Here is a 21234-nt window from a genome sequence, read left to right on the forward strand (position 1 = left end):
TACCCACGAGTAGCCTCGTCTGACCAGGGCCGTCGGCGGATCGCCGTGGGCCGCCGTCCACGCGGCCAGGACGGCGGCAGCCCGGGGACGGGCAGTGCCCGCCGTCCGGCCGGCGCCGCGGCACCCGGGCCGCCGGACTCCGGGCGGCGCGTCAGGGTGATCGCGCTCACCGTGGCCGCGTCCGTCGCAGTGTGGGGGTTCACCGACGAGCGCTGATTTTGCTACGTCCCTGACAAGAGGCAGTGACCGAATCGTGTCCCTGGCGGGGCTAGGGTGGCTGCTCATGTGGCCAGGACAGCAGCAGCCGCCCGGGGGCGAGCAGAACCCGCAGCAGCCGAACAACCCGTACCAGCAGCCGGGGTACCAGCAGCCGAATCCGTATCAGCAGCCCGGTTTCCAGCAGCCCGGAGTCCCGCAGCCCGGGGTCCCGCAGCCCAACCCTTATGCGCAGCAGCCGCAGTGGGGGGCGCCGGGACCGGTGGGGGCGCCCGAGCAGCCGCCCGGTGGTGGTGGCGGAAACCGGACCAAGGTGGTCGCGATCGTGGCGGCCCTGGCGGTGATCGTGGCGGCCGGCGTGACCGGTTTCCTGGTCCTCGGCGGGGACAAGGACGACGAGGCGGACGGCGGCAAGGACGCGAAGCCGTCGGCGACCGCGTCCACCGATCCGAGCACCTCCGCGTCCGCGTCCGCCTCCGAGGGCAATCCGCGTGGCGGTGAGGGCGAGAAGGCGACCGTCGCGGGCTGGAAGATCGTCGTCAATCCCAAGTGGGGCACGGCCTTCGACGTACCGGCGGACTGGGAGGTCCAGTCCCCGACGTCGGCCGTCGCGTTCGAGGAGGAGAACTCGGACGAGATCAAGCCGATCATCACGATGTCGGCGCCGGCGATCCTGAAGTCCAACTGGTGCGAGTCCGACGACGACAAGGACGGCCGGACCGACACCATGTCGCTGGCCGCGACCGGCACCAAGGGCGCCAACGGCGCCAAGGACACCGACGAGGTCGCCCTGAACACCCCGGCCTGGTGGGTCTACGGCGGGTACACGCAGCCGGACAAGAAGACCATCACCGCCGACAAGAAGGCCACGCCCTACACCACCGCGTCCGGCGTCAAGGGCAGTTACTCCTGGGCGTCGTCGACGGACACGCCCGCCAAGGGCAAGTGCGTGACCGACGGCAAGGCGATCACCTTCGGCTTCAAGAACTCGGCCGGCGACTTCGTGTCGTGGAACTTCTACGGCGCCAAGGGCGTCAAGGACGAGGTCCCCGAGGCGACCGTCATGAAGATCCTCAGCACGGTCCGGCTGCACGGAGAACCGACGGGCTGAGCCAGCGAACGCCCCGGTCCCGGTCCCCGGCCCTGTTGTTCACGGGCCGGGGACCGAGGCGTTCGGCGAGCCGGGGTGGTCGCCGGGCGCGGGGCCGGTCCCCGGGACCGGGGGCCCTCGGCCGCGGCTCACCCGATGCCGAACGCCCCGTCGGGAGGCTCGGGCGACGGTACGGCGTCCTCGTCCCGCACCGGCCGCGCACCGCCGATGAAGTCCCGTAGCGCGGGCCCGTGTTCGACCCGGGCGGGGAAGGCGTCGGAGGCGGTGAGCCGGGCCAGGGCGGCCGTGTCGACGGGGTGGTGCGCGGCGACGAGCACGGCGTTGCCGAAGCGGCGCCCGCGCAGCACACCCGGCTCGACGATCAGCGCGAGCTCACCGAACACGGCGGCGAACGTGGCGAGTTGAGAGCGCAGGAAGGTGAAGGGCACGGAGTCGGCGAGGTTGGCCAGGTAGACGCCGGCGGGCCGCAGGACCCGCGCGGCTTCCCGGGCGTAGGTGACGGACGTCAGGTGCGCCGGGACCCGCGAACCGCCGAAGACGTCGGCGACCAGCACGTCGGCCGAGTCCGCGGGGGCCGTTTCCAGCCAGGCGCGGGCGTCCGCCGCGTGCACGGCGACCCCGGCCCCGTCGGGCAGCGGCAGATGCTCCCCGACCAGCTCCAGCAGCGCCCCGTCCGCCTCGACCACGTTCTGCCGGGAGCCGGGCCGGGTCGCCGCCAGGTACCGGGGCAGGGTGAGCGCGCCCCCGCCGAGATGCAGGGCGTCCAGCGGACGCCCCGGCTCGGCCACGGTGTCCAGCACGTGCCCGAGCCGCCGCGCGTACTCGAACTCCAGGTGCTCCGGCTCGTCCAGGTCGACGTACGACTGCGGCGCCCCGTCGACCGTCAGCAGCCAGGCCCGTTTCCGGTCCACGTCGGGCATCAGCTTGGCGACCCCGTGATCGACGGTCCGGGTGACGGGGATGGGCTCGTTCACCGTCCCATTGTGCCGGTGCCCGCTCCGCCGCCGGGGGCGCGGGCGGCCCTGGAGGGGCAAGGTGCCGTGCGGTCGTGCTGTGCCGTCGTACGGCTCCGTGCGCGGGCGCGACCGGCCACGACCGGGCCCGCGGCGCCCACGCACGGCAGCCGCCCTCACGCGACGGCTGTCACCGTTCCCGCCCCCACGGTCCGCCCGCCCTCGCGGATGGCGAACCCGAGCCCCGGCTCCAGCGGCAGGTCGCGCCCCAGCTCCACGGTCACGGCGACCGTCTCGCCGGGCCGTGCCACCGCCGCCTCGCCGAGGTCCAGGACCCCGGCCACGTCCGCCGTACGGAGGTAGAACTGCGGCCGGTATCCGGTCGAGACGGGCGTGGTCCGACCGCCCTCCCGGGCCGACAGCACGTACACCCGGGCCGAGAACCGGCGGCTGGGCACCACGCTTCCCGGCGCGGCCACGACATGCCCGCGTCGGACGGAGTCCCTCGGCACGCCGCGCAGCAGCAGCGCCACGTTGTCCCCGGCCTGCGCCTCCTCCATCGGCTTGCCGAAGGTCTCCAGGCCCGTGACCACCGTCTCCACGTCGGCCCCGAGCACCTCGACCCGGTCGCCGACGCGCACCGTGCCCCGCTCGACGGCGCCCGTGACGACCGTCCCCCGGCCGGTGATGGTGAGCACGTTCTCGACCGGCAGCAGGAACGGCGCGTCCAGGTACCGCTCGGGCATCGGCACGTACGTGTCCACCGCGTCGAGCAGCGCCTCGACGGAGGCCGTCCACCGCGCGTCCCCCTCCAGGGCCCTGAGCCCCGAGACCCGTACGACGGGTACCGCGTCGCCGCCGTAGCCGTGCGCCGTGAGCAGGTCGCGCACCTCCAGCTCGACCAGGTCGGTGAGTTCCTCGTCGCCCGCGTCGGCCTTGTTGAGGGCGACGACGATGTGGTTCACGCCCACCTGCCGGGCCAGCAGCACGTGTTCGGCGGTCTGCGGCATGATCCCGTCGAGCGCGGAGACGACGAGGATCGCCCCGTCGAGCTGCGCGGCGCCGGTGACCATGTTCTTGACGTAGTCGGCGTGGCCGGGCATGTCGACGTGCGCGTAGTGCCGGGTGTCCGTCTCGTACTCGACGTGCGCGATGTTGATGGTGATGCCGCGCGCGGCCTCCTCCGGCGCCCGGTCGATGCGGTCGAAGGGCACGAAGGCGGTGGAGCCGCGGTCGGCGAGGACCTTGGTGATGGCGGCGGTCAGGGTGGTCTTGCCGTGGTCGACATGGCCCATCGTGCCGATGTTCAGATGCGGTTTGGTGCGGATGTACGCCGTCTTGGACATGGCGGTACCTCGAAGCCTCTTTGTCAGGAGATGCGGGACCCCGAGGATTCGCCGACCCTCCCCCTGCGGGGTCCGCCGGACGATCCGGAGAGGGTCAGCTTCGGGCGCCGTCGACAGCGGCCGGGAAGACGGGCACGGCAGCCTTCGGGGCACCCGCTGCGGCGGATGCTGCGAGGACGAAGGCGTACCGGGACATGACGCAGATCATTGTCGACGCGTTGTCCCACGTCGAATGGTTTTCCGCGGTGCCGGACCGCCCAAGGGACCGGATCCGTACGGCGATCACACACGTCCGTCGGTTACCGTCACTGGATGCTCGATGCCACCACCCGCTCTGGGGGCACCGCCACGGCCTCTCCCCGGGCCACCGTCTCGGAGCTCGCCCTCACCACGGAGCTCGTCACCACCGTCCCCGCTGCGGCGGGGCTCACCGCGCGCTGCACGAGAGCGCTGTTCTCGCCGTGGTCACGTCTGTCCCTGCTGATCGCCCTGCTCGCGGGCGCCGCCTCGACCGTCCTGCTCCTGGAGCCGCAGCGGCTGCTGGCCGACGGCTGGCCGCCGCAGCTCGGCGGGGCCGTGGCGGCACTCGTCTTCGCGGTGGCGTACGGACTGTGCACGGTCGCCTTCGTGCCCCGGCCCCTGCTGAACCTGGCGGCGGGCGCGCTCTTCGGCTCCCAGCTGGGGCTCGGATCGGCCGTGGCCGGCACGGTGCTCGGCGCCGGCCTCGCCTTCGGTCTGGGCCGGGTGCTCGGCCAGGACGCGCTGCGCCCGCTGCTGCGGGGGCGGTGGCTGAGGGCCGCGGACGGCCAGCTCAGCCGGCACGGGTTCCGTTCGATGCTGGCGGCACGGCTGTTCCCCGGGGTGCCGTTCTGGGCCGCCAACTACTGCGCGGCGGTCTCCCGCATGCGCACCGTCCCGTTCCTGGTGGCGACGGCGCTCGGCTCGGTCCCGAACACCGCCGCGTACGTCGTCGCCGGTGCCCGCGCCTCGACGCCGACGTCGCCTGCCTTCCTGATCGCGATGGCCTGCATCGCGCTGCCGGCGCTGGTGGGCGCGGTGGTGGCCTGGCGCAAGCGCCACCAGCTGCGCGGGGTGCGGTAACCCGGTCACACGGACACCTCGAACTACTCGGGCTACTCGGGCTACTCGGGGTCCTCGGCACCTCGGGGTCCCTGGGCCCCGGCCCCGGTTACACGGACTCCAGGATCATCGCGTTGGCGAGTCCGCCCGCCTCGCACATGGTCTGCAGGGCGTAGCGGGCGCCGCGCTGTCGCATCGCGTGCACGAGGGTGGTCGTCAGGCGGGTCCCGCTCGCGCCGAGCGGGTGGCCGAGGGCGAGGGCGCCGCCGTGCACGTTGACCTTGGCGAGATCGGCGCCGGTCTCCTGCTGCCAGGCCAGGACCACGCCGGCGAACGCCTCGTTGACCTCGAACAGGTCGATGTCGTCGAGGGTCAGGCGGGCCCGGCGCAGCACCTTCTCCGTGGCCGGGACGACGCCGGTGAGCATCAGGACCGGGTCGGAGCCGGTGACGGCGAAGCTGTGCAGCCGGGCGAGCGGGCGCAGGCCCAGCCGGTCCGCGGTCTCGCCGGACGCGATGAGCACGGCCGAGGCTCCGTCGTTGACGGGGCTGGCGTTGCCCGCGGTGACGTTCCACTCGATCTGCGGGAAGCGCTCGGCGAAGTCCGGGTCGTGGTAGGCGGGCCTGAGGCCGGCCAGGATCTCGGGGGTGGTGCCCGGCCGGACGCACTCGTCGCGTGAGACGCCGTCCAGGGGCGCGACCTCGTCGTCGAACAGGCCGGCGTCCCAGGCCGCGGCGGCCCTGCGGTGCGAGGAGACCGCGAAGGCGTCCATCCGGTCGCGGGTGATCGACCACTTGGCGGCGATGAGTTCGGCGCTGATGCCCTGCGGGACGAGGCCCTCCGGGTAGCGGTCGGCGACTCCGGGGCCGAAGGGGTCCTGGCCGGCCGGCACGTTCGACCACATCGGGACGCGGCTCATGGACTCGACGCCGCACGCCACGGCCATGTCGTACGCGCCGGACATGACCCCCTGCGCCGCGAAGTGCACGGCCTGCTGGGAGGAGCCGCACTGGCGGTCCACGGTGGTGGCGGGCACGGTCTCCGGGAACCCCGCCGACAGGACGGCGTAGCGGGTGGTGTTCATGGCCTGCTCGCCGACCTGGTCGACGGTGCCGCCGATGACGTCGTCGATCAGCGCCGGGTCGACGCCGGAGCGCTCGACGAGGGTGCGCAGGGTGTGCGCGAGGAGTTCCACGGGGTGGACGTGCGCGAGGGCACCGTTGGGCTTGCCCTTGCCCATGGGGGTGCGTACGGCTTCGACGACGACTGCGTCACGCATGGTGTCGGCCTCCACGATTACCGGTGAGTAGGAAATCCGAACTCACCATAGCCCTGTGAGTTGGAAAAACAAACCCTCCAGCGTGGGAGTGCCGGCCCCTCCCCTAGACTGAGCGCCATGGCCGCCCCGAAAGATCCGCGTCCCTGCTCGATCGCCGACGCCCTGGCTGTCGTCGGCGAGAAGTACTCGCTGCTCGTCCTGCGCGAGGCGTGCCTCGGCAACGGCCGCTTCGACCAGTTGGCGCGCAACATCGGAGCCCCGCGTGATGTCCTCGCCACCCGGCTGCGCCGCCTCGTGGACGCCGGGATCCTCACCAAACGGGCCTACAGCGAGCGGCCCCAGCGCTTCGAGTACCGGCCGACCCGGGCCGGACTGGAACTGGAGCCGGTCCTGATGACCCTGATGGCGTGGGGCGACCGCCACCTGCGTCAGGACGGCGACCGCCCGATGGTGGTCGAGCACGCCTGCGGCAACGAACTGGTTCCGGACGTGACCTGCCGGGCCTGCGGAGGCACGGTCCACCACGGCGATCTGACGGCCCGTCCGCAGACGCCGGGCTGGACGGTGGCGGGACCGACGGCCGCGTAGCTTCCCCACCGCTCGCAAACCCCTGTGCCGGGGCTGTCACTTCAGGGCGCTACGCTGCCCTCGACACAATCGATCACCGCGCCAGGCGGCTCGGTGTGCCCGTCGCTCCTCACCACGATCAGCGCTTGGACTCCGTAACCTCATGTCTTGGTTTGAATCCCTCATCCTCGGACTCGTCCAGGGGCTGACCGAGTTCCTCCCCGTCTCCTCCAGCGCGCACCTGCGCCTGACCGCGGCCTTCTCCGGCTGGGAGGACCCGGGCGCGGCCTTCACGGCGATCACCCAGATCGGCACCGAGGCCGCCGTCCTGATCTACTTCCGCAAGGACATCGGACGGATCATCTCGGCCTGGACCCGTTCCCTCACGAACAAGGAGATGCGCGGCGATCACGACGCGCAGATGGGCTGGCTGGTGATCGTCGGCTCGATCCCGATCGGTGTGCTCGGGGTGACGCTCAAGGACCAGATCGAGGGGCCGTTCCGGGATCTGCGGATCACCGCGACGATGCTGATCGTGGTCGGCGTGATCATCGGCATCGCCGACCGGCTGGCGGCGCGCGACGAGAGCGGCGGCCGGCACCGCGCGCCCAAGCAGCGCAAGACGCTGGAGAACCTGAACGTCAAGGACGGCCTGATCTACGGCCTCTGCCAGGCCTGCGCCCTCATCCCGGGCGTCTCCCGTTCCGGCGCCACCATCAGCGGCGGCCTCTTCATGGGCTACCAGCGCGAGGCCGCGGCCCGCTACTCCTTCCTCCTCGCCATCCCGGCGGTCCTCGCCTCGGGCCTGTTCGAGCTCAAGGACGCGATGGAGAGCGACCACGTCTCGTGGGGTCCCACCATCTTCGCGACGGTGATCGCCTTCGTGGTCGGATACGCCGTGATCGCCTGGTTCATGAAGTTCATCTCGACCAAGAGTTTCATGCCGTTCGTCTGGTACCGCATCGCGCTCGGCATCGTCATCATCGTCCTGGTCGCCACCGGCGCCCTGAGCCCGCACGCGGCCGAGTCCGCAGGCTGAGGGCCGCCAACTTCCCCCGGCCCGCCGGGGTTTCCTCAGGCCGGGCCCGCGGGACCGGTGACCGATTCCCTACGGGTTGAGTAGCCGTCCGGTAGCGGACTGTCAGTGCTTGCCCCTAGGCTTGTCCGCATGTTCCCCGATTCCGTGGCTCCCGGTTCCGTGCGGTCGGCCGCCGAGCTGAACGAGCAGATCCGCGCGCTGTGGATGCGCGCGGGCGGCACGCTCTCGGCCCAGGAGCGCGCGGAGTACGAGCTGTTGGTGGTCGAGTGGGCGGCCGCGATCCGCGGCGAGGTCATCGAGGCGGCCTGAGCCGGGCCCTTCACGGCCCAGCCCGCGCCACCCGCGTGACGGCCCGCTACGACGGGACGGCGGCACCGGTGGGTGACTCGCCGCTCCCCGGCTCCTGAGGCGGATCGGTGAGCTGCTCGCGCACGTAGTTCCAGACCACCGCGATCAGCGCGGCGACCGGTACCGCGAGCAGGCTGCCCACGATGCCGGCCAGACTGCCGCCCAGCGTCACCGCCAGCAGGACCGCCGCCGCGTGCAGGCCGAGCCCCCGGCTCTGGATCATGGGCTGGAACACGTTGCCCTCGAGCTGCTGCACCACGATGATGATGGCCAGCACGATCAGCGCGTCCGTCAGGCCGTTCGAGACCAGCGCGATGAGCACCGCGACGAAGCCGGCGAACAGGGCTCCCACGATCGGCACGAACGCGGAGACGAAGGTCAGCACCGCCAGCGGAAGCACCAGCGGGACTCCGACGATCCACAGGCCGAGGCCGATCAGGACGGCGTCGAGCAGGCCGACGGCCGCCTGGGACCGCACGAACGCACCCAGGGTGTCCCAGCTGCGCGCCGCCACCGTCGGGATGTCGGTGGCGAGCCGGCCGGGCAGCTGACGGGCGAGCCACGGCAGGAACCGCGGGCCGTCCTTGAGGAAGAAGAACATCAGGAAGAGCGCGAGGACGGCGGTGACCAGGCCGTTGACCACGGTGCTGACACCCGTGACGACCGTGGTGACCATGGAGCCGAGGCCGTCCTGGGCGCGGGCCGCCGCGCTGTCGAAGGCCTTGGTGATCTGGTCGTCGCCGATGTTCAGCGGCGGTCCGGAGGCCCACTCGCGCAGTTTCTGCACGCCTTCGACCACGCCGTCGGTCAGCTCGCCGGACTGGGAGGCCACCGGCACCGCGATCAGCGCCACGATGCCCGCCGCGACCAGGAGGAAGAACACGGTCACCACCGACGCGGCCAGGGCGGGGGCCCAGCCGCGCCGCCGCAGGAACCGGGCCAGGGGCCAGGTCAGCGTGGTGAGGAGCAGGCCGACTATGAGCGGCCAGACCACGGACCACATCCGGCCCAGCAGCCACAGCACCACAGTCAGCATCACGAGGACCAACAGCGACTCGGCCGAGACACGCGCCGATGTGCGCAGCGCGGCGCGTGTCTTGGTGGAACTCAACGTGGCAGGCATGGAGGTCACCTTATGGGTACGTCCGTCACACCGGACTCGGCACCCACACCCTTACCGTGTGCCGAAGAATCACCGTGCCCCCTTGGCGGCACCCCCGCGATGCCCAACACTGAGCCGATGACGCAGCGTGTGGAGCTTGCCGCCGTGCTGGACCGGCTGGCCGTCGACGGATTGATCACCGACTACGCGGTCGCCGTGGACGACGGCGACTGGGAGGCATACCGAGGTCTGTTCACCTCGGACGGGCGGGCGGACTACCGCTCGGCCGGTGGTATCGAGGGGGACGCCGGGAACGTCTCCGCGTGGCTCGCGGAGAGCATGGGGGTGTTCGTGATGCGGCAGCATCTGATCGTCAACCGCCGTCTGCGCTTCGGCCTGTTGGAGCAGGACACCGGCGACACCGCCCGTGTCCAGGCCGACTACGTCAATCCCATGCGGCTGGCCGGGGACGGCGACGGCACCGGCCCGGGCGCCCCCGACTTCGTGTGCGGCGGGCGGTACGACTTCGGGCTGCTGCGCACGGTCGACGGCTGGCGGCTGCGCGAGGTGGTCGTCAAGGAGAAGTGGCGGCGCCTGCCCGGCCGGGCCCCGGCAGCTGTGATCGACTGAGCCGACGTCCCGCGCCCCGGGCCGTCGACAGCACCACAGCCGACAGCACGCACACTGGAGACGTCCACGGGGTAGGAGGCGCCGTATGAACTCGTCCGGCCACTGGCTCGTCTCCCCGTGGCGGCGCTCGACCGTCGCCGCGCTGGCGGGCGCCCTGCCCGTGCTCGCGTTTCCCGCCCCGTCCCTGTGGTGGTTCGCCTACGTCGCCCTCGTGCCCTGGATCGCGCTGGTCCGCTCCGCCGCGACCGGGAAACGGGCGGCGTACGACGGCTGGTGGGGCGGGTTCGGCTTCATGCTGGCGATGCACCACTGGCTGCTGCCGAGCCTGCACGTCTTCACGTTCGTGATCGCCGCGCTGCTCGGCGCGCTGTGGGCCCCCTGGGGCTGGCTGGTGCGCCGGTTCCTGGCCGGTGTGCCGTCGCGGGGCCGGATCGCGGGCGCCCTGCTCGTGCTGCCCTCGGGCTGGCTCGGTGTCGAACTCGTGCGCTCCTGGCAGGGCCTCGGCGGTCCCTGGGGGGTGCTCGGCGCCGGCCAGTGGCAGGTGGAGCCCGCGCTGCGGCTGGCCTCGGTGGGCGGGGTGTGGCTGCTCAGCTTCCTGGTGGTGGCCGTCAACGTGGCGGTCGCCGTGCTGGTCGTGGTCCGTGAGGTCCGCGTCCCGGCCGTGGCGGGCCTCGTGGCCGTCGCCGCGGCGGCCTCGGCGGCCTGGGTCTGGTCACCGCGCCCCGACACCGGCGGCCGGGCCAGGATCGCGGTCGTCCAGCCGGGCATCGTGGACGGCGCCAGGAGCCCCGATCGCCGCTTCGACCTGGAGGAGCGGCTGACCCGGCGGCTGGCCGGGCAGGACGTCGACCTGGTCGTGTGGGGCGAGAGCAGCGTCGGCTTCGACCTGGCCGGCCGGCCCGACCTGGCCCGGCGCATCGCGGCGCTGTCCCGCGAGACCGGCGCCGACATCCTGGTCAACGTGGACGCCCGGCGCTCCGACAGGCCCGGCATCTACAAGAGTTCGGTCCTCGTCGGCGCCGGCGGCCCCACCGGTGACCGCTACGACAAGATGCGGCTCGTCCCCTTCGGCGAGTACATCCCGGCCCGTTCGCTGCTCGGCTGGGCCACCTCGGTCGGCAAGGCGGCGGGCGAGGACCGCAGGCAGGGCTCCGAGCAGGTGGTGATGGACGCCGGGCACGGGCTGCGGATCGGCCCGATGGTGTGCTTCGAGACCGCCTTCCCCGACATGACCCGCCATCTCGCCGAGGACGGCGCCGACATCCTGATCGGCCAGTCGTCGACGTCGACGTTCCAGCACAGCTGGGCCCCGGAGCAGCACGCCTCCCTGGCCGCCCTGCGGGCCGCCGAGACGGGCCGCCCGATGGTGCACGCGACGCTGACCGGCGTGTCCGCCGCCTACGACGCCGGCGGGCGGCGCGTCGGCCCGTGGATCGGCACGGACAGCAGCACCGCCCAGGTGTACGACGTACCGCTGGCCCAGGGCACCACCCCCTACGTCCGCTTCGGCGACTGGACGGTGCACGCGGCGCTGCTGGTCCTCGCCGCGTGGGCCGTCACCGAGGGCGTACGGACGCGGCGGCTCAGGCGGCCCGCTCCGCCACCGCCCGGACCACCCGCTCGCACAGTTCATGCGTCGCCAGCGCGTCCCGGGCGCTGAGCACCCGGCCCGCGCGCACGGCGTCGAGGAAGGCGAGCACGGCCTGCTCGATGCCGCGCTGCCGGGCCACCGGCACCCAGTCACCGCGCCGCCGGATCGTCGGCTGGCCCTTGTGGTCGATCACCTCGGCGAGGTTGACCACCTGCCGTTTGGTGTCCTGCCCGGACACCTCCAGGATCTCCTCGGCCGAGCCGCTGAGCCGGTTCATCACCCCGAGCGCGGTGAAGCCGTCGCCGGCGAGCTGGAGCACCACGTGGTGCAGCAGCCCGTCCCGGACACGGGCGCGCACGGTGACGTCGTCGACCGGGCCGGGCACCAGGAAGCGCAGTGTGTCCACGACGTGGATGAAGTCGTCGAGGATCATCGTGCGCGGCTCCTCCGGGAGCCCGATCCGGTTCTTCTGCATCAGGATCAGCTCGCGCGGGTGATCGGCGCACTGCGTGTACCCGGGGGCGTGGCGCCGGTTGAAGCCGACGGCCAGTGCCACGTTCCGCTCCTCCGCGAGCTCCACCAGCCGCCGCGAGTCGGCGAGTTCGTACGCGAGCGGCTTGTCGACGTACGTCGGCACGCCCGCCTCCAGCAGCCGCGTCACGATGTCGGGGTGCACGGCGGTCGGCGCGTGCACGAACGCGGCGTCCAGGTTCTGGGCGAGCAGGGAGTCGAGGCCGGCGTGGCGCTGTCCCGCGGGGAGGTGGAGGCCGTCGGCGACCCGGGTGAGCGTCGCGGGGGTACGGGTCTGCAGGTGCAGTTCGACACCGGGGCGCCCGCCCAGCACCGGCAGGTAGGCCTTCTGCGCGATGTCACCCAGCCCGATGCAGCCGACCTTCACGGGGACTCCTTCACTGCTCGCCTGCGCGTACGTCCACGGCAGCATACGGCGGCCGGGGCGGACGCCGGTCGGCGATGCCGTCGCATCCGCGCGCGAAGAACAGCGGGCCGGCCCGTCGGCGCGACGGTGCGCCCGGTGCCGCGGACGACGAGGTGCGGGCAGGGCGGCGCCGCCCGTCCCGCCGGGACGCCCGGCGGGCGAAAACCCGTGGTTCGAGCGGACGGGTTGGGTGAGGATGCGTGCATGACGACGCAGCGCAGCGAACCCGCCCAGAACGCCGACGAACGCACCATGCTGGAGGGCTGGCTGGACTACCACCGGCAGACCCTGGCGTGGAAGTGCGAGGGCCTGACCGACGCCCAGCTGCGGACCGCCTCGGTGGCGCCGTCCGAGCTGTCCCTGATGGGGCTGGTGCGGCACATGGCGGACGTGGAGCGGAACTGGTTCCGCAAGGTGCTGGCCGGCGAGGACCCGGGGCCGATCTACTACAGCGACGAGGATCCGGACGGCGAGTTCCATCTCACCGAGGCGGACACCTGGCAGGAGGCGTACGCCACCTGGCAGGCCGAGATCGAGGTCGCCCGGCGCAACGCGGCCCGCTTCGCCCTGGACGACCTCTCCCAGGGCAAGGGCCGCTCCACCGGCGAGCCCTTCAACCTGCGCTGGATCTACACCCACATGATCGAGGAGTACGCCCGCCACAACGGCCACGCCGACCTGGTCCGCGAGTGTCTCGACGGCGCGACGGGCGACTGACGTCGGCCGCGGCGGTCCGGCACCGCCGTACGGGCCCGGAGATCACCCGTGTGGGGCATCCTGCGCTTGTCCGCTGTCCAAAGGCCGCCCGACCCAGCAGAGTTGCGCGCGTGCATCGAACGACGACCACCGCAACGCTCCTGGTGACCGTGGCTGTCTCGGCCCTCTCCGGCTGTGTGACGGTCCAGCACCCGCCCGCCTCCGGCCCGCCGGCTGTGCCGTCCCGGCCGTCGCCGCCCCGCCCCGACGGCCGGGCGGAGCCGCAGGTCGTGCAGGCGCCGGCCCGTGAGGCCCTGGAGATGATCGGCCCGTCCCGCCGGCCGGAACGCGCCGCTCCCCCACCGCCCGGTGCCGCCCCCTCGGCGCCGGCACAGACGCGGCAGCAGCCGCCGCCCCGTACGCACCCGCCCCGCCCGGCGCGTCCCGAGCCCCGGCGTCCCGACGCCGGACACCCCCGGCAGCCGCGCGCCGAGATCCCCGACGTGCCCAAGGCGGTCCCCCGCGACCAGCAGGACGTCTGCGCCCTCGGCAGGAAGTACGGCGGCTGGCAGGAGGACAGTCCGGCGACGACGATCTGCGACCGGACGTACGGGCGTTGAGACCCGGACCCGATCCCCGGGACCCGACGAGGGATGTGCTCGCGTCACGGACCCGACCGCGACACCCGGATGCCGGTCAGGGCCGCTGCCGCGGCGGCCCCCACGCTCCCCCGCTGGAGGAACCTCCCTCGCTGAGCCGCAGCTCCAGACGGCTGATCGCCGCCCGCACCCCGTCGCCGTACCTGTCGTCCCCCAACGCGTCGGACGCCCTGCGTGCCCGGCGCAGATGGGCGCGGGCGGCCTCGGCGCGGCCGAGCTTCACATAGTCCGCCGCCAGGTTCAGGTGCAGCGAGGGGTACAGCGCCCGCACCGCGAGCGTCCTCTCCTGCTCGGTCCCCCCGTGGCCGGCGGGCCCCTCGTCCGTCAGCTCCTGCGCCGCGGTCAACGCCCGCAGGTCCCAGGCGAGTTCGTCGGACGGGTCGTCGTGGGTGTCGGCCAGGTAGTGCGCCAGGGTGCAGCGGTGCAGCGGATCGCCGTCCTGGCCGATCTCCGCCCACAGGTCCAGGAGGCGGTGCCGGGCCTCCTCGCGATCACCCGCGTGATGCAGGATGACGACCTGCCCGATCCGGGTCAGCACGGCATCCGCGGCCTCCTGCCCCTGTCGCTCCGCCACCGCGCCCTCCGCCCGCTCGTCGGCTGTCCCCGCCGACGCTAACCGCACCCGCCGGCAATCCCGGTCAGGCGGCACCGGGCCGGTCCTGCGGGGAACCGGCCCGGCGGCAGGCCGGGTGAGCAGCCGCCCGCGCGGCGGTCGGAGACACCCGCGCGACCGCACGGCGGTGCCGGCCCGGCGGCGGTCAGCCCAGGTCCGGAATGCGCCAGTCGATCGGCTCGTGCCCCTGCCGGGCGACCGCCTCGTTGATCTGTGTGAACGGGCGGGAGCCGAAGAACTTCTTCGCCGACAGCGGGGAGGGATGCGCGCCCTTGACCACCACATGCCGCGTCTCGTCGATCAGCGGGAGCTTCTTCTGCGCGTAGTTGCCCCACAGTACGAAGACCGCCGGGTCGGGCCGGTCGGCCACCGCGCGGATCACCGCGTCGGTGAACTTCTCCCAGCCCCTGCCCTTGTGCGAGTTGGCCTCACCGCCACGGACCGTGAGCACCGCGTTGAGCAGCAGCACGCCCTGCCGGGCCCACGGCATCAGATAGCCGTTGTCCGGGACGGGCAGGCCCAGCTCCTCCTTCATCTCCTTGTAGATGTTGCGCAGCGACGGCGGGGTCTTCACACCGGGGCGGACCGAGAAGCACAGGCCGTGGCCCTGTCCCTCGCCGTGGTACGGGTCCTGGCCGAGGACGAGGACCTTCACCCGCTCGTACGGCGTCGCGTCCAGCGCGGCGAAGACCTCCTCGCGCGGCGGGTGGACGGGGCCCTTCGCCCGCTCCTCCTCGACGAACTCCATCAGCTCCTTGAAGTAGGGCTGCTGCAGTTCGTCGCCCAGAACCCCGCGCCAGGACTCGGGCAGCATGGCGATGTCGGTCACGTCAACTTCCTTACGGTGTGCGGTCGCTACGACGTGCGGTCACGTCCAGGCCACAGAACCTACAGGCGAGCACTGACAATCGCCGCCGAGGGCGGGGAAGCCGCCCCTACCAGCTCGTCTTCCGGTACAACTGCCACACCGTCATGATCGTCGAGGGGTCCAGCGCCCGCTCCGCGCCCGAGATGTCCGCGTTCACCGCGATGTACTGCCGGCCCTGCCACAGCGGCAGCAGCCGGGCGTCGTCGACGAGGATCTGCTGGGCCTCCTCGAAGTCCTGCTCCACGTCGGCCCGGTCGCTCTCACCGCGCGACTTGGGCAGCAGCACGCCGGTGATCCGGGGCGCCGGGTAAGGCGTACCGAGCGCGTTCTCGTCGCCCACGAACGGGGCGATGAAGTTGTCGGCGTCCGGGAAGTCGGGGAACCAGCCGCGCCCGAACACCGGGTACTCGCCCTTCTGGTAACCCTCGACGTACGTCTTCCACGGGCGGCTCTTCAGGGTGATCGTGAACAGCCCGGACTCCTCCAGCTGCCGCTTCAGCTCCTGGAACTGCAGGGCGGTCTCGGAGCCGTAGCGGTCGGTCGTGTACCAGAGGGTGAGCGGGACGCGCTCGGTGATGCCCGCGCCGGCGAGGATCCGGCGGGCCTTGGAGGTGCTGGGGTCGCCGTAGTCGTCGAAGAAGCCCGTGGTGTGGCCGGTGAGGCCCGCCGGGATCATCGAGTACAGCGGGTCCACGGTGTCCTTGTAGACCTTGTGCACGATCGCCGGCCGGTCGACCAGCTGGGCGACGGCCTTGCGCACGGCGAGCTTGTTCGCCCACGGGTCCTTCGGATTGAACACCAGGTAGCTGATGTCGGTGCCGGAGCCCTCGACGAGTTGGAGGTTCTCGTCCTTCTTGCTTTCGAGGGAGACGATGTCGTCGGCGGCGAGACCGCGGTAGGTGACGTCGATCTGCTTGTCCCGGAGCGCCTTGACCATGGTGCCCGAGTCCTGGAAGTAGCGGATCGTCACCGCGTCGTTCCTGCGCTTCGCGAAGCCCTTGTAGCTCGTGTTCCCGACGAGTTCGGCCTTCTGGCCCTCCTCGTAGGACCGGAGCGCGTACGGCCCGGATCCGGACACCTTGCCGTCCTCGCGGAGGGAGTCGGCGGGGTAGTCGTCGGGGTCGACGATGGACATGGCGGGGGTGGCGAGCACGAACGGGAACGTGGCGTCGGGCTGGTTGAGGTGGAAGACCACTTCGCGGTCGCCCAGCGCCTGCACCCGCTCCAGGCTGCCCAGCAGACCGGAGGGGCCGCTGGGTGCCTTGATGGCCTTGATCCGGTCGATCGAGTACTTCACCGCGCGCGCGTCCAGCGCGTCCCCGTCGGAGAACCTCACGCCCTGGCGCAGCTCGCAGCGGTACGTCCGGTTGGAGGCGTCGGTGAACGCGCAGCTCTCGGCGGCGTCCGGTTGCGGCGAGGTCTGGCCGTCCGGGTAGGCCAGCAGTGTCTGGTAGACGTTGCGGAACAGCTCCCAGGAGCCGTCCCAGGACGCGGCCGGGTCCAGCGTGCTCGGAGCGCTGGTGGTGCCCACCACGATCGGCCCGCCGTCGTCGGAGGAGTCGGACGACAGGACACCGCAGCCGGCCGCCAGAGACGCTGTGGACGCGATGGCCGCCACGTTCCGCAGGCATCGGTTCCGGTTGAACACGCGCACGCTCCTCGATCTGCCGTACCAAGAGTCGGCAGACCATACCGCAGCGTCCCGCCCGCTGAACCTCCCCGTGAAACCCCTTCTTGATCGATATTCCTATGACGACGTTGTCATCGCCCTGTGCGCGATCCGTACGCCGACACGGGCGCCGTTTTCGTCAACGGGCGCCCGTGCCGGAGTGCCGAGGGGTGGGGTCAGCCGACGCCCGCGTTCAGGAAGATGCCGCCGTCCACGACGAGCGTCTGGCCGGTGATCCAGTCGGACTGTTCCGACGTGAGGAACGCGGCCGCGCCGCCGATGTCGGCGGGCACACCGAGACGGCCCAGCGGGTAGGCCGCGGCGGCCTCCGCCTCCCGGCCCTCGTACAGGGCCTGCGCGAACTTGGTCTTCACCACGGCCGGGGCGATCGCGTTGACCCGTACCCCGGGCGCGTACTCGTGCGCCAGCTGGAGGGTCAAATTGATCATCGCGGCCTTGCTGATGCCGTAGGCGCCGATGAAGGGCGAGGCGGAGACGCCCGCGACGGAGGCGATGTTGACGATCGCGCCGCCGTTGTCCTTCTGCCAGGCGTGCCAGGTCTTCTGCGCGAAGCCGAGCGCCGAGACCACGTTGGTCTCGAACACCTTGCGCGCCACGTTCAGGTCGAGGTCGGCGATCGGCCCGAACACCGGGTTGGTACCGGCGTTGTTGACCAGGTAGTCGACCCGGCCGAAGGCCTCCATCGTGCGCTCGACGGCGACGGCCTGGTGGGCCTCGTCGTGGGCCTTGCCCGCGACGCCGATGACCCGGTCGGCGCCGAGCTGCTCGACCGCCTCCTTGAGGGCGTCCTCGTTGCGGCCGGTGATGCAGACGCGGTCGCCGCGCGCGATCAGCGCCTCGGCGACGCCGTAGCCGATGCCGCGGCTGGCGCCCGTGACGAGCGCGACCTTGCCCGAAAGCTCGGGGAGTTCCACCGAAGTCATGTTTCCGATCCCCTAGTCGAGCGGTCCGCCGGCCACGTACAGCACCTGGCCGGAGACGAAACCGGCGGCCTCGCCGGTGAAGAAGGCGATGGCGTTGGCGATGTCGTCCGGCTCGCCGACCCGCTGCACGGGGATCTGCGTGGCGGCGGCGGCCTTGAACTCGTCGAAGCCCATGCCGACGCGCGCGGCGGTCGCGGCGGTCATGTCGGTGGCGATGAAGCCGGGGGCGACCGCGTTGGCGGTGATGCCGAACTTGCCGAGCTCGATGGCGAGGGTCTTGGTGAAGCCCTGGAGGCCGGCCTTGGCGGCGGAGTAGTTGGCCTGGCCGCGGTTGCCGAGCGCGGAGGACGAGGAGAGGTTGACGACGCGGCCGAAGCCGGCGTCCACCATGTGCTTCTGGACGGCCTTGGTCATCAGGAACGAGCCGCGCAGGTGCACGTTCAGGACGGTGTCCCAGTCGGAGACGCTCATCTTGAACAGCAGGTTGTCGCGGAGCACACCCGCGTTGTTGACGAGGATCGTCGGGGCGCCGAGCTCCGCGACGACCCGCGCGACGGCCGCCTCGACCTGGGCCTCGTCGGAGACGTCCGCGCCGACCGCGACGGCCTTGCCGCCCGCCGCGGTGATCTTCTCCACGGTGTCCTTGCAGGCGGCCTCGTCGAGATCGATCACCGCGACCGCGCGGCCCTCGGCGGCCAGTCGTACGGCGGTGGCGGCTCCGATGCCGCGCGCTCCGCCGGTGACCACGGCGACCCGCTGCTCAGTGGTGGACATTGCTGGTTCTCCTCGCCCTCGAGAAGGACGCCCATCTGGTGAGCGACCGCTTAGTACCTTCAGCAGACGTGACGCTAGAAGCCCTGGCACCCGGTGTCAACGGCCCACCGGGCGGGTGTGATCCATTACCTGCCCGTCCGCCGCCCCGACGGGCCGCACCCGCCCGTCGCCGTCCCGCGCCCGGACCCGCCGGAGCCACCCGATCGGCCCAGCGCTGCGCGCCCCCGCGACCCGTGGCCCCTAGCGTCAAAGCGCGGGCCACTCGTGGCCGGAAAGGAGGCGCTCCATGCGCCGTCGTACCGGTGCCGTCGGCACGCTGATCGCGATCACCGCGATCGTGCCGCTGGCCTACACCGCTCACGCACAGGATCTGGACTGCAGCGACTTCACCTACCGGGAGGAGGCGCAGGCCGTGTTCGACTCGGACCCGCGTGATCCGAACCGGCTCGACGAGGACCGGGGGACCGACGACGGCATCGCCTGCGAGGTGCTGCCCCGGCGCGGCGCCCCCGTCACCTCCTCGACCACGGCTCCGCTCGGCTCCGCGACGCCCGCACCGGCCGCGACTCCCACCACCACCGCCCCGACACGCGGCGTGCGCGGCGGAGTGGGCGGCGCGGCGACCTCCGGGTGGAGCGGCTGGGACATCGGGATGGGCGTCGCCTTCGTCGCCGGCGGCCTCCTCGGAGCCGGCTACGTGGTGAAGCGCCACAGGGTCTGACGGGCGGTACGGCCCCGGCTGGCCCACCACCGGACGGCCGGCCGGCCGGTGTGCGCGCAGCAGCACGGAGTCGGCCACCGCACGCCGAAGCCAGGTGACGCAGGGCCGACCACCACAGGCCCACGGTCAGCCGGCCGACCCGCACCGCTCCTGCGGTGACCGTGTGCGGGCCGTCATCGTCGCCTGCGGGAGGGGGCTGGTCGGCGCCGGCGCACATGAGGCCCGTGTGCGGGAACAGGTTCCGGCTGCTGACCCCGGGTCCCGGCTTCGGTCTGCCTCTGCTCGGTGGACGACACACGAAGACACCCCACGACACCGGCTCACTCACCGCACGGCATGCATACACGGCACGCACGGCAGCGCCGGCTCCCTCACCGTCACGGACCGCACGCGGGACCGGGCCAGGTCACCGCACGCCGTAGCCTCACATCACGAGCCAGGTCACCGCACCAGGAGGCCGAACAACCGGTCCGTCTCCGCGGCCGGGTCGGCGGTCAGTCCGGTGTGCACGGGGCCCGGCTGGACGACCGTCGAACGCGGGGCGATCAGCCAGCGGAAGCGGCGTCCGGGGTCGTCGGACGCGGCTTGTCCGGCCGCCTCCCCGCCCGCGCAGACGCCCTCGACGGCGCGCAGGGCGGACCGTACGCCGGCCACGTCCGCGTCCGGGTCGAGCGCCAGCAGCCTCGCCTCGTCGAGGTGGGTGCGCACGCCCACGTACGCCTCGGCGCGGCAGTACACGAGCACCCCGGCGTTGATGCACTCGCCGCGCTCGACGCGGGGTACGACCCGCAGCAGCGCGTACTCGAAGACGTTCCGCTCGCTCACTGGTCCCCCTGGATACGCTCGTGGATGCCGGCCGCGCGCGCCAGCAGGGGCCGTGCGTAGGCCCGCCGGAGGTCGTCCGGGGTGTCGAAACCGGGTTCGCCGGCCAGCCAGACGTCCGGGACGTATGCGGTGACCTCGGCGAGGAGGTCCTCGGTGACCAGCGGTGCCAGTTCCGCGGCCGCCTTGGCGACATCCGGGCCGAAGGGCTTCAGGACGTGGTCCGAGATGTCGTAGGGCCGGGCGGCGGACGTCTGTGCGCCGGGCCAGTTGTGGTGCCAGATCATGGTCGCGCCGTGGTCGATGAGCCACACCTCGCCCTGCCGGCGCAGCAGGTTGGGGTTGCGCCAGGAGCGGTCGACGTTGTTCACCAGGGCGTCGAACCAGACGATCCGTCCGGCCTCCTCGGGGCTCACCGCGAAGGCGAGGGGGTCGAAGCCGAGCGCGCCGGAGAGGAACTCCATGCCGAGGTTGCGTCCCGCGCTGGAGCGGAGGAGTTCCTGCACCTCCTGGTCGGGCTCGGCGAGTCCCAGCACCGGGTCGAGGTCGAGGGCCACCAGCCGGGGCACCCGGAACCCGAGCCGCCGGGCGAGCTCCCCGCACACGACCTCGGCGACCAGCGTCTTGCGGCCCTGTCCGGCGCCGGTGAACTTCATGACGTACGTCCCCAGGTCGTCGGCCTCGACGAGTCCCGGCAGCGAGCCGCCCTCACGCAGGGGCGTGATGTAGCGGGTCACGGTGACCTCTTCCAGCATTTTTCCAGGCCACCCGTCTCTTCAACCGGCAGGAAGTGAGCATAGTAACCAAGGGTGATCGCGGGCGGGGAGTGCTCGGGCCACCGCGCCACGGTCACGACGGGCTCTCCCGCCTCCAGCACGATCGAGGCATGGGTGTGCTCCGTGACGCGCGGCGGACGACGGCCATCCGGGTGTGCGGGTCGACGACGTCGCGAACAAGGTCGCGGGGCACGCGGGAACAGCCGTGGGGCGGCGCACGGAAGGGGCCCGGAGCCTCCTCGCTGAGGTGGGGAGACAGGCGGTTCGGCCTCCGCGGAGACCGTATCGCCCGTCTCGCCCGTATCCTTCTTGGTGTCCACGGCGTCACATAGCGGGCGCCAAACCCCTGGAGGCAACACCTCGTGCTGATTGCTCAGCGTCCGTCCCTGACCGAAGAAGTCGTCGACGAGTTCCGCTCCCGGTTCGTGATCGAGCCGCTGGAGCCGGGCTTCGGCTACACCCTCGGCAACTCCCTGCGTCGTACGCTCCTCTC

Annotated in this window: 22 protein-coding genes and 1 pseudogene; 11 read left to right on the plus strand and 12 right to left on the minus strand. The window is 72.2% G+C overall.

Annotated features, from left to right (window positions below):
• Nucleotides 1-283 precede the first annotated feature (283 nt).
• Nucleotides 284-1327, plus strand: a complete 1044-nt coding sequence (locus tag ACWD0J_RS24370; protein ID WP_451497941.1) for a hypothetical protein — start codon at nucleotides 284-286, stop codon at nucleotides 1325-1327.
• A gap of 128 nt (nucleotides 1328-1455) precedes the next feature.
• Here ACWD0J_RS24370 and ACWD0J_RS24375 read toward each other — a convergent pair whose 3' ends face one another.
• Together ACWD0J_RS24375 and tuf are read right to left on the minus strand one after the other, a co-directional pair.
• Nucleotides 1456-2301 carry a spermidine synthase gene (locus ACWD0J_RS24375; RefSeq protein ID WP_451497942.1) on the minus strand — a complete coding sequence of 282 codons (846 nt, stop codon included), beginning with the start codon at nucleotides 2299-2301 and terminating at the stop codon, nucleotides 1456-1458.
• 155 nt (nucleotides 2302-2456) lie between these two features.
• On the minus strand, nucleotides 2457-3626 hold the full coding sequence (gene tuf, locus ACWD0J_RS24380) for an elongation factor Tu (RefSeq protein ID WP_451497943.1): 1170 nt from the start codon (nucleotides 3624-3626) through the stop codon (nucleotides 2457-2459).
• A gap of 312 nt (nucleotides 3627-3938) precedes the next feature.
• Here tuf and ACWD0J_RS24385 point away from each other — a divergent pair, with 312 nt between their 5' ends.
• Nucleotides 3939-4727 (plus strand): TVP38/TMEM64 family protein, encoded by a 789-nt coding sequence (locus tag ACWD0J_RS24385; protein ID WP_451497944.1) that lies wholly within the window; start codon nucleotides 3939-3941, stop codon nucleotides 4725-4727.
• Between the two features lie 88 nt (nucleotides 4728-4815).
• Here the strand turns inward: ACWD0J_RS24385 and ACWD0J_RS24390 are convergent, their stop codons facing one another.
• A complete protein-coding gene (locus ACWD0J_RS24390; protein WP_451497945.1) occupies nucleotides 4816-5985 on the minus strand; it encodes a thiolase family protein in 1170 nt (389 codons plus the stop codon).
• Between the two features lie 117 nt (nucleotides 5986-6102).
• On the opposite strand from ACWD0J_RS24390, the gene ACWD0J_RS24395 reads away from it, so the two are divergent.
• The 3 genes from ACWD0J_RS24395 to ACWD0J_RS24405 all read left to right on the plus strand — a co-directional run bounded on the left by ACWD0J_RS24395 (nucleotide 6103) and on the right by ACWD0J_RS24405 (nucleotide 7900).
• Entirely contained in the window at nucleotides 6103-6573 is a 471-nt protein-coding gene (locus ACWD0J_RS24395; protein ID WP_451497946.1) for a winged helix-turn-helix transcriptional regulator, read from the plus strand.
• A gap of 142 nt (nucleotides 6574-6715) precedes the next feature.
• Nucleotides 6716-7591 (plus strand): undecaprenyl-diphosphate phosphatase, encoded by an 876-nt coding sequence (locus tag ACWD0J_RS24400; RefSeq protein WP_451497947.1) that lies wholly within the window; start codon nucleotides 6716-6718, stop codon nucleotides 7589-7591.
• A gap of 129 nt (nucleotides 7592-7720) precedes the next feature.
• Nucleotides 7721-7900, plus strand: a complete 180-nt coding sequence (locus ACWD0J_RS24405; protein ID WP_451497948.1) for a hypothetical protein — start codon at nucleotides 7721-7723, stop codon at nucleotides 7898-7900.
• A 46-nt stretch (nucleotides 7901-7946) separates the two neighbouring features.
• On the opposite strand, the gene ACWD0J_RS24410 is transcribed toward ACWD0J_RS24405, so the two are convergent.
• Complete coding sequence (locus tag ACWD0J_RS24410) at nucleotides 7947-9062, minus strand: AI-2E family transporter (RefSeq protein ID WP_451497949.1); 1116 nt, start codon at nucleotides 9060-9062, stop codon at nucleotides 7947-7949.
• A 117-nt stretch (nucleotides 9063-9179) separates the two neighbouring features.
• Between ACWD0J_RS24410 and ACWD0J_RS24415 the strand changes: the two genes are divergently transcribed.
• On the plus strand, nucleotides 9180-9671 hold the full coding sequence (locus ACWD0J_RS24415) for a nuclear transport factor 2 family protein (protein ID WP_451497950.1): 492 nt from the start codon (nucleotides 9180-9182) through the stop codon (nucleotides 9669-9671).
• An 85-nt stretch (nucleotides 9672-9756) separates the two neighbouring features.
• A complete protein-coding gene (lnt, locus tag ACWD0J_RS24420; protein ID WP_451497951.1) occupies nucleotides 9757-11331 on the plus strand; it encodes an apolipoprotein N-acyltransferase in 1575 nt (524 codons plus the stop codon).
• Here the strand turns inward: lnt and ACWD0J_RS24425 are convergent.
• Nucleotides 11255-12160 carry a Gfo/Idh/MocA family protein gene (locus tag ACWD0J_RS24425; protein ID WP_451497952.1) on the minus strand — a complete coding sequence of 302 codons (906 nt, stop codon included), beginning with the start codon at nucleotides 12158-12160 and terminating at the stop codon, nucleotides 11255-11257. The genes lnt and ACWD0J_RS24425 overlap by 77 nt on opposite strands.
• A gap of 243 nt (nucleotides 12161-12403) precedes the next feature.
• Between ACWD0J_RS24425 and ACWD0J_RS24430 the strand changes: the two genes are divergently transcribed.
• Nucleotides 12404-12916, plus strand: a complete 513-nt coding sequence (locus ACWD0J_RS24430) for a DinB family protein (RefSeq protein ID WP_451497953.1) — start codon at nucleotides 12404-12406, stop codon at nucleotides 12914-12916.
• Nucleotides 12917-13026: 110 nt separating this feature from the next.
• Nucleotides 13027-13515 carry a hypothetical protein gene (locus ACWD0J_RS24435; RefSeq protein ID WP_451497954.1) on the plus strand — a complete coding sequence of 163 codons (489 nt, stop codon included), beginning with the start codon at nucleotides 13027-13029 and terminating at the stop codon, nucleotides 13513-13515.
• A 76-nt stretch (nucleotides 13516-13591) separates the two neighbouring features.
• Here the strand turns inward: ACWD0J_RS24435 and ACWD0J_RS24440 are convergent, their stop codons facing one another.
• The 5 genes from ACWD0J_RS24440 to fabG form a co-directional block, all read right to left on the minus strand.
• Nucleotides 13592-14128 (minus strand): hypothetical protein, encoded by a 537-nt coding sequence (locus tag ACWD0J_RS24440; protein ID WP_451497955.1) that lies wholly within the window; start codon nucleotides 14126-14128, stop codon nucleotides 13592-13594.
• 184 nt (nucleotides 14129-14312) lie between these two features.
• Nucleotides 14313-14996 (minus strand): uracil-DNA glycosylase, encoded by a 684-nt coding sequence (locus ACWD0J_RS24445; protein ID WP_451497956.1) that lies wholly within the window; start codon nucleotides 14994-14996, stop codon nucleotides 14313-14315.
• A 106-nt stretch (nucleotides 14997-15102) separates the two neighbouring features.
• The gene (locus ACWD0J_RS24450) at nucleotides 15103-16683 is read right to left on the minus strand and encodes an ABC transporter substrate-binding protein (protein WP_451497957.1); all 1581 of its coding nucleotides are present in this window, start codon (nucleotides 16681-16683) and stop codon (nucleotides 15103-15105) included.
• 197 nt (nucleotides 16684-16880) lie between these two features.
• On the minus strand, nucleotides 16881-17648 hold the full coding sequence (locus tag ACWD0J_RS24455; RefSeq protein WP_451497958.1) for an SDR family oxidoreductase: 768 nt from the start codon (nucleotides 17646-17648) through the stop codon (nucleotides 16881-16883).
• Nucleotides 17649-17660: 12 nt separating this feature from the next.
• The gene (gene fabG / locus ACWD0J_RS24460) at nucleotides 17661-18422 is read right to left on the minus strand and encodes a 3-oxoacyl-ACP reductase FabG (RefSeq protein ID WP_451497959.1); all 762 of its coding nucleotides are present in this window, start codon (nucleotides 18420-18422) and stop codon (nucleotides 17661-17663) included.
• Nucleotides 18423-18708: 286 nt separating this feature from the next.
• On the opposite strand from fabG, the gene ACWD0J_RS24465 reads away from it, so the two are divergent.
• Nucleotides 18709-19143 (plus strand): excalibur calcium-binding protein, encoded by a 435-nt coding sequence (locus ACWD0J_RS24465; protein WP_451497960.1) that lies wholly within the window; start codon nucleotides 18709-18711, stop codon nucleotides 19141-19143.
• Between the two features lie 441 nt (nucleotides 19144-19584).
• Here the strand turns inward: ACWD0J_RS24465 and ACWD0J_RS24470 are convergent, their stop codons facing one another.
• Both ACWD0J_RS24470 and ACWD0J_RS24475 read right to left on the minus strand, forming a co-directional pair.
• A complete protein-coding gene (locus ACWD0J_RS24470) occupies nucleotides 19585-19968 on the minus strand; it encodes a DUF3037 domain-containing protein (RefSeq protein ID WP_451497961.1) in 384 nt (127 codons plus the stop codon).
• Nucleotides 19965-20720, minus strand: coding sequence for a HipA family kinase (locus ACWD0J_RS24475; RefSeq protein ID WP_451497962.1), 756 nt, complete (start codon nucleotides 20718-20720; stop codon nucleotides 19965-19967). The genes ACWD0J_RS24470 and ACWD0J_RS24475 overlap by 4 nt, the downstream gene beginning before the upstream one ends.
• 383 nt (nucleotides 20721-21103) lie before the next feature.
• Between ACWD0J_RS24475 and ACWD0J_RS24480 the strand changes: the two are divergent.
• Nucleotides 21104-21234 (plus strand): annotated as a pseudogene (locus ACWD0J_RS24480) (DNA-directed RNA polymerase subunit alpha); the annotation flags it as partial.

It is taken from the genome of Streptomyces sp. NPDC003011 (assembly GCF_053591515.1).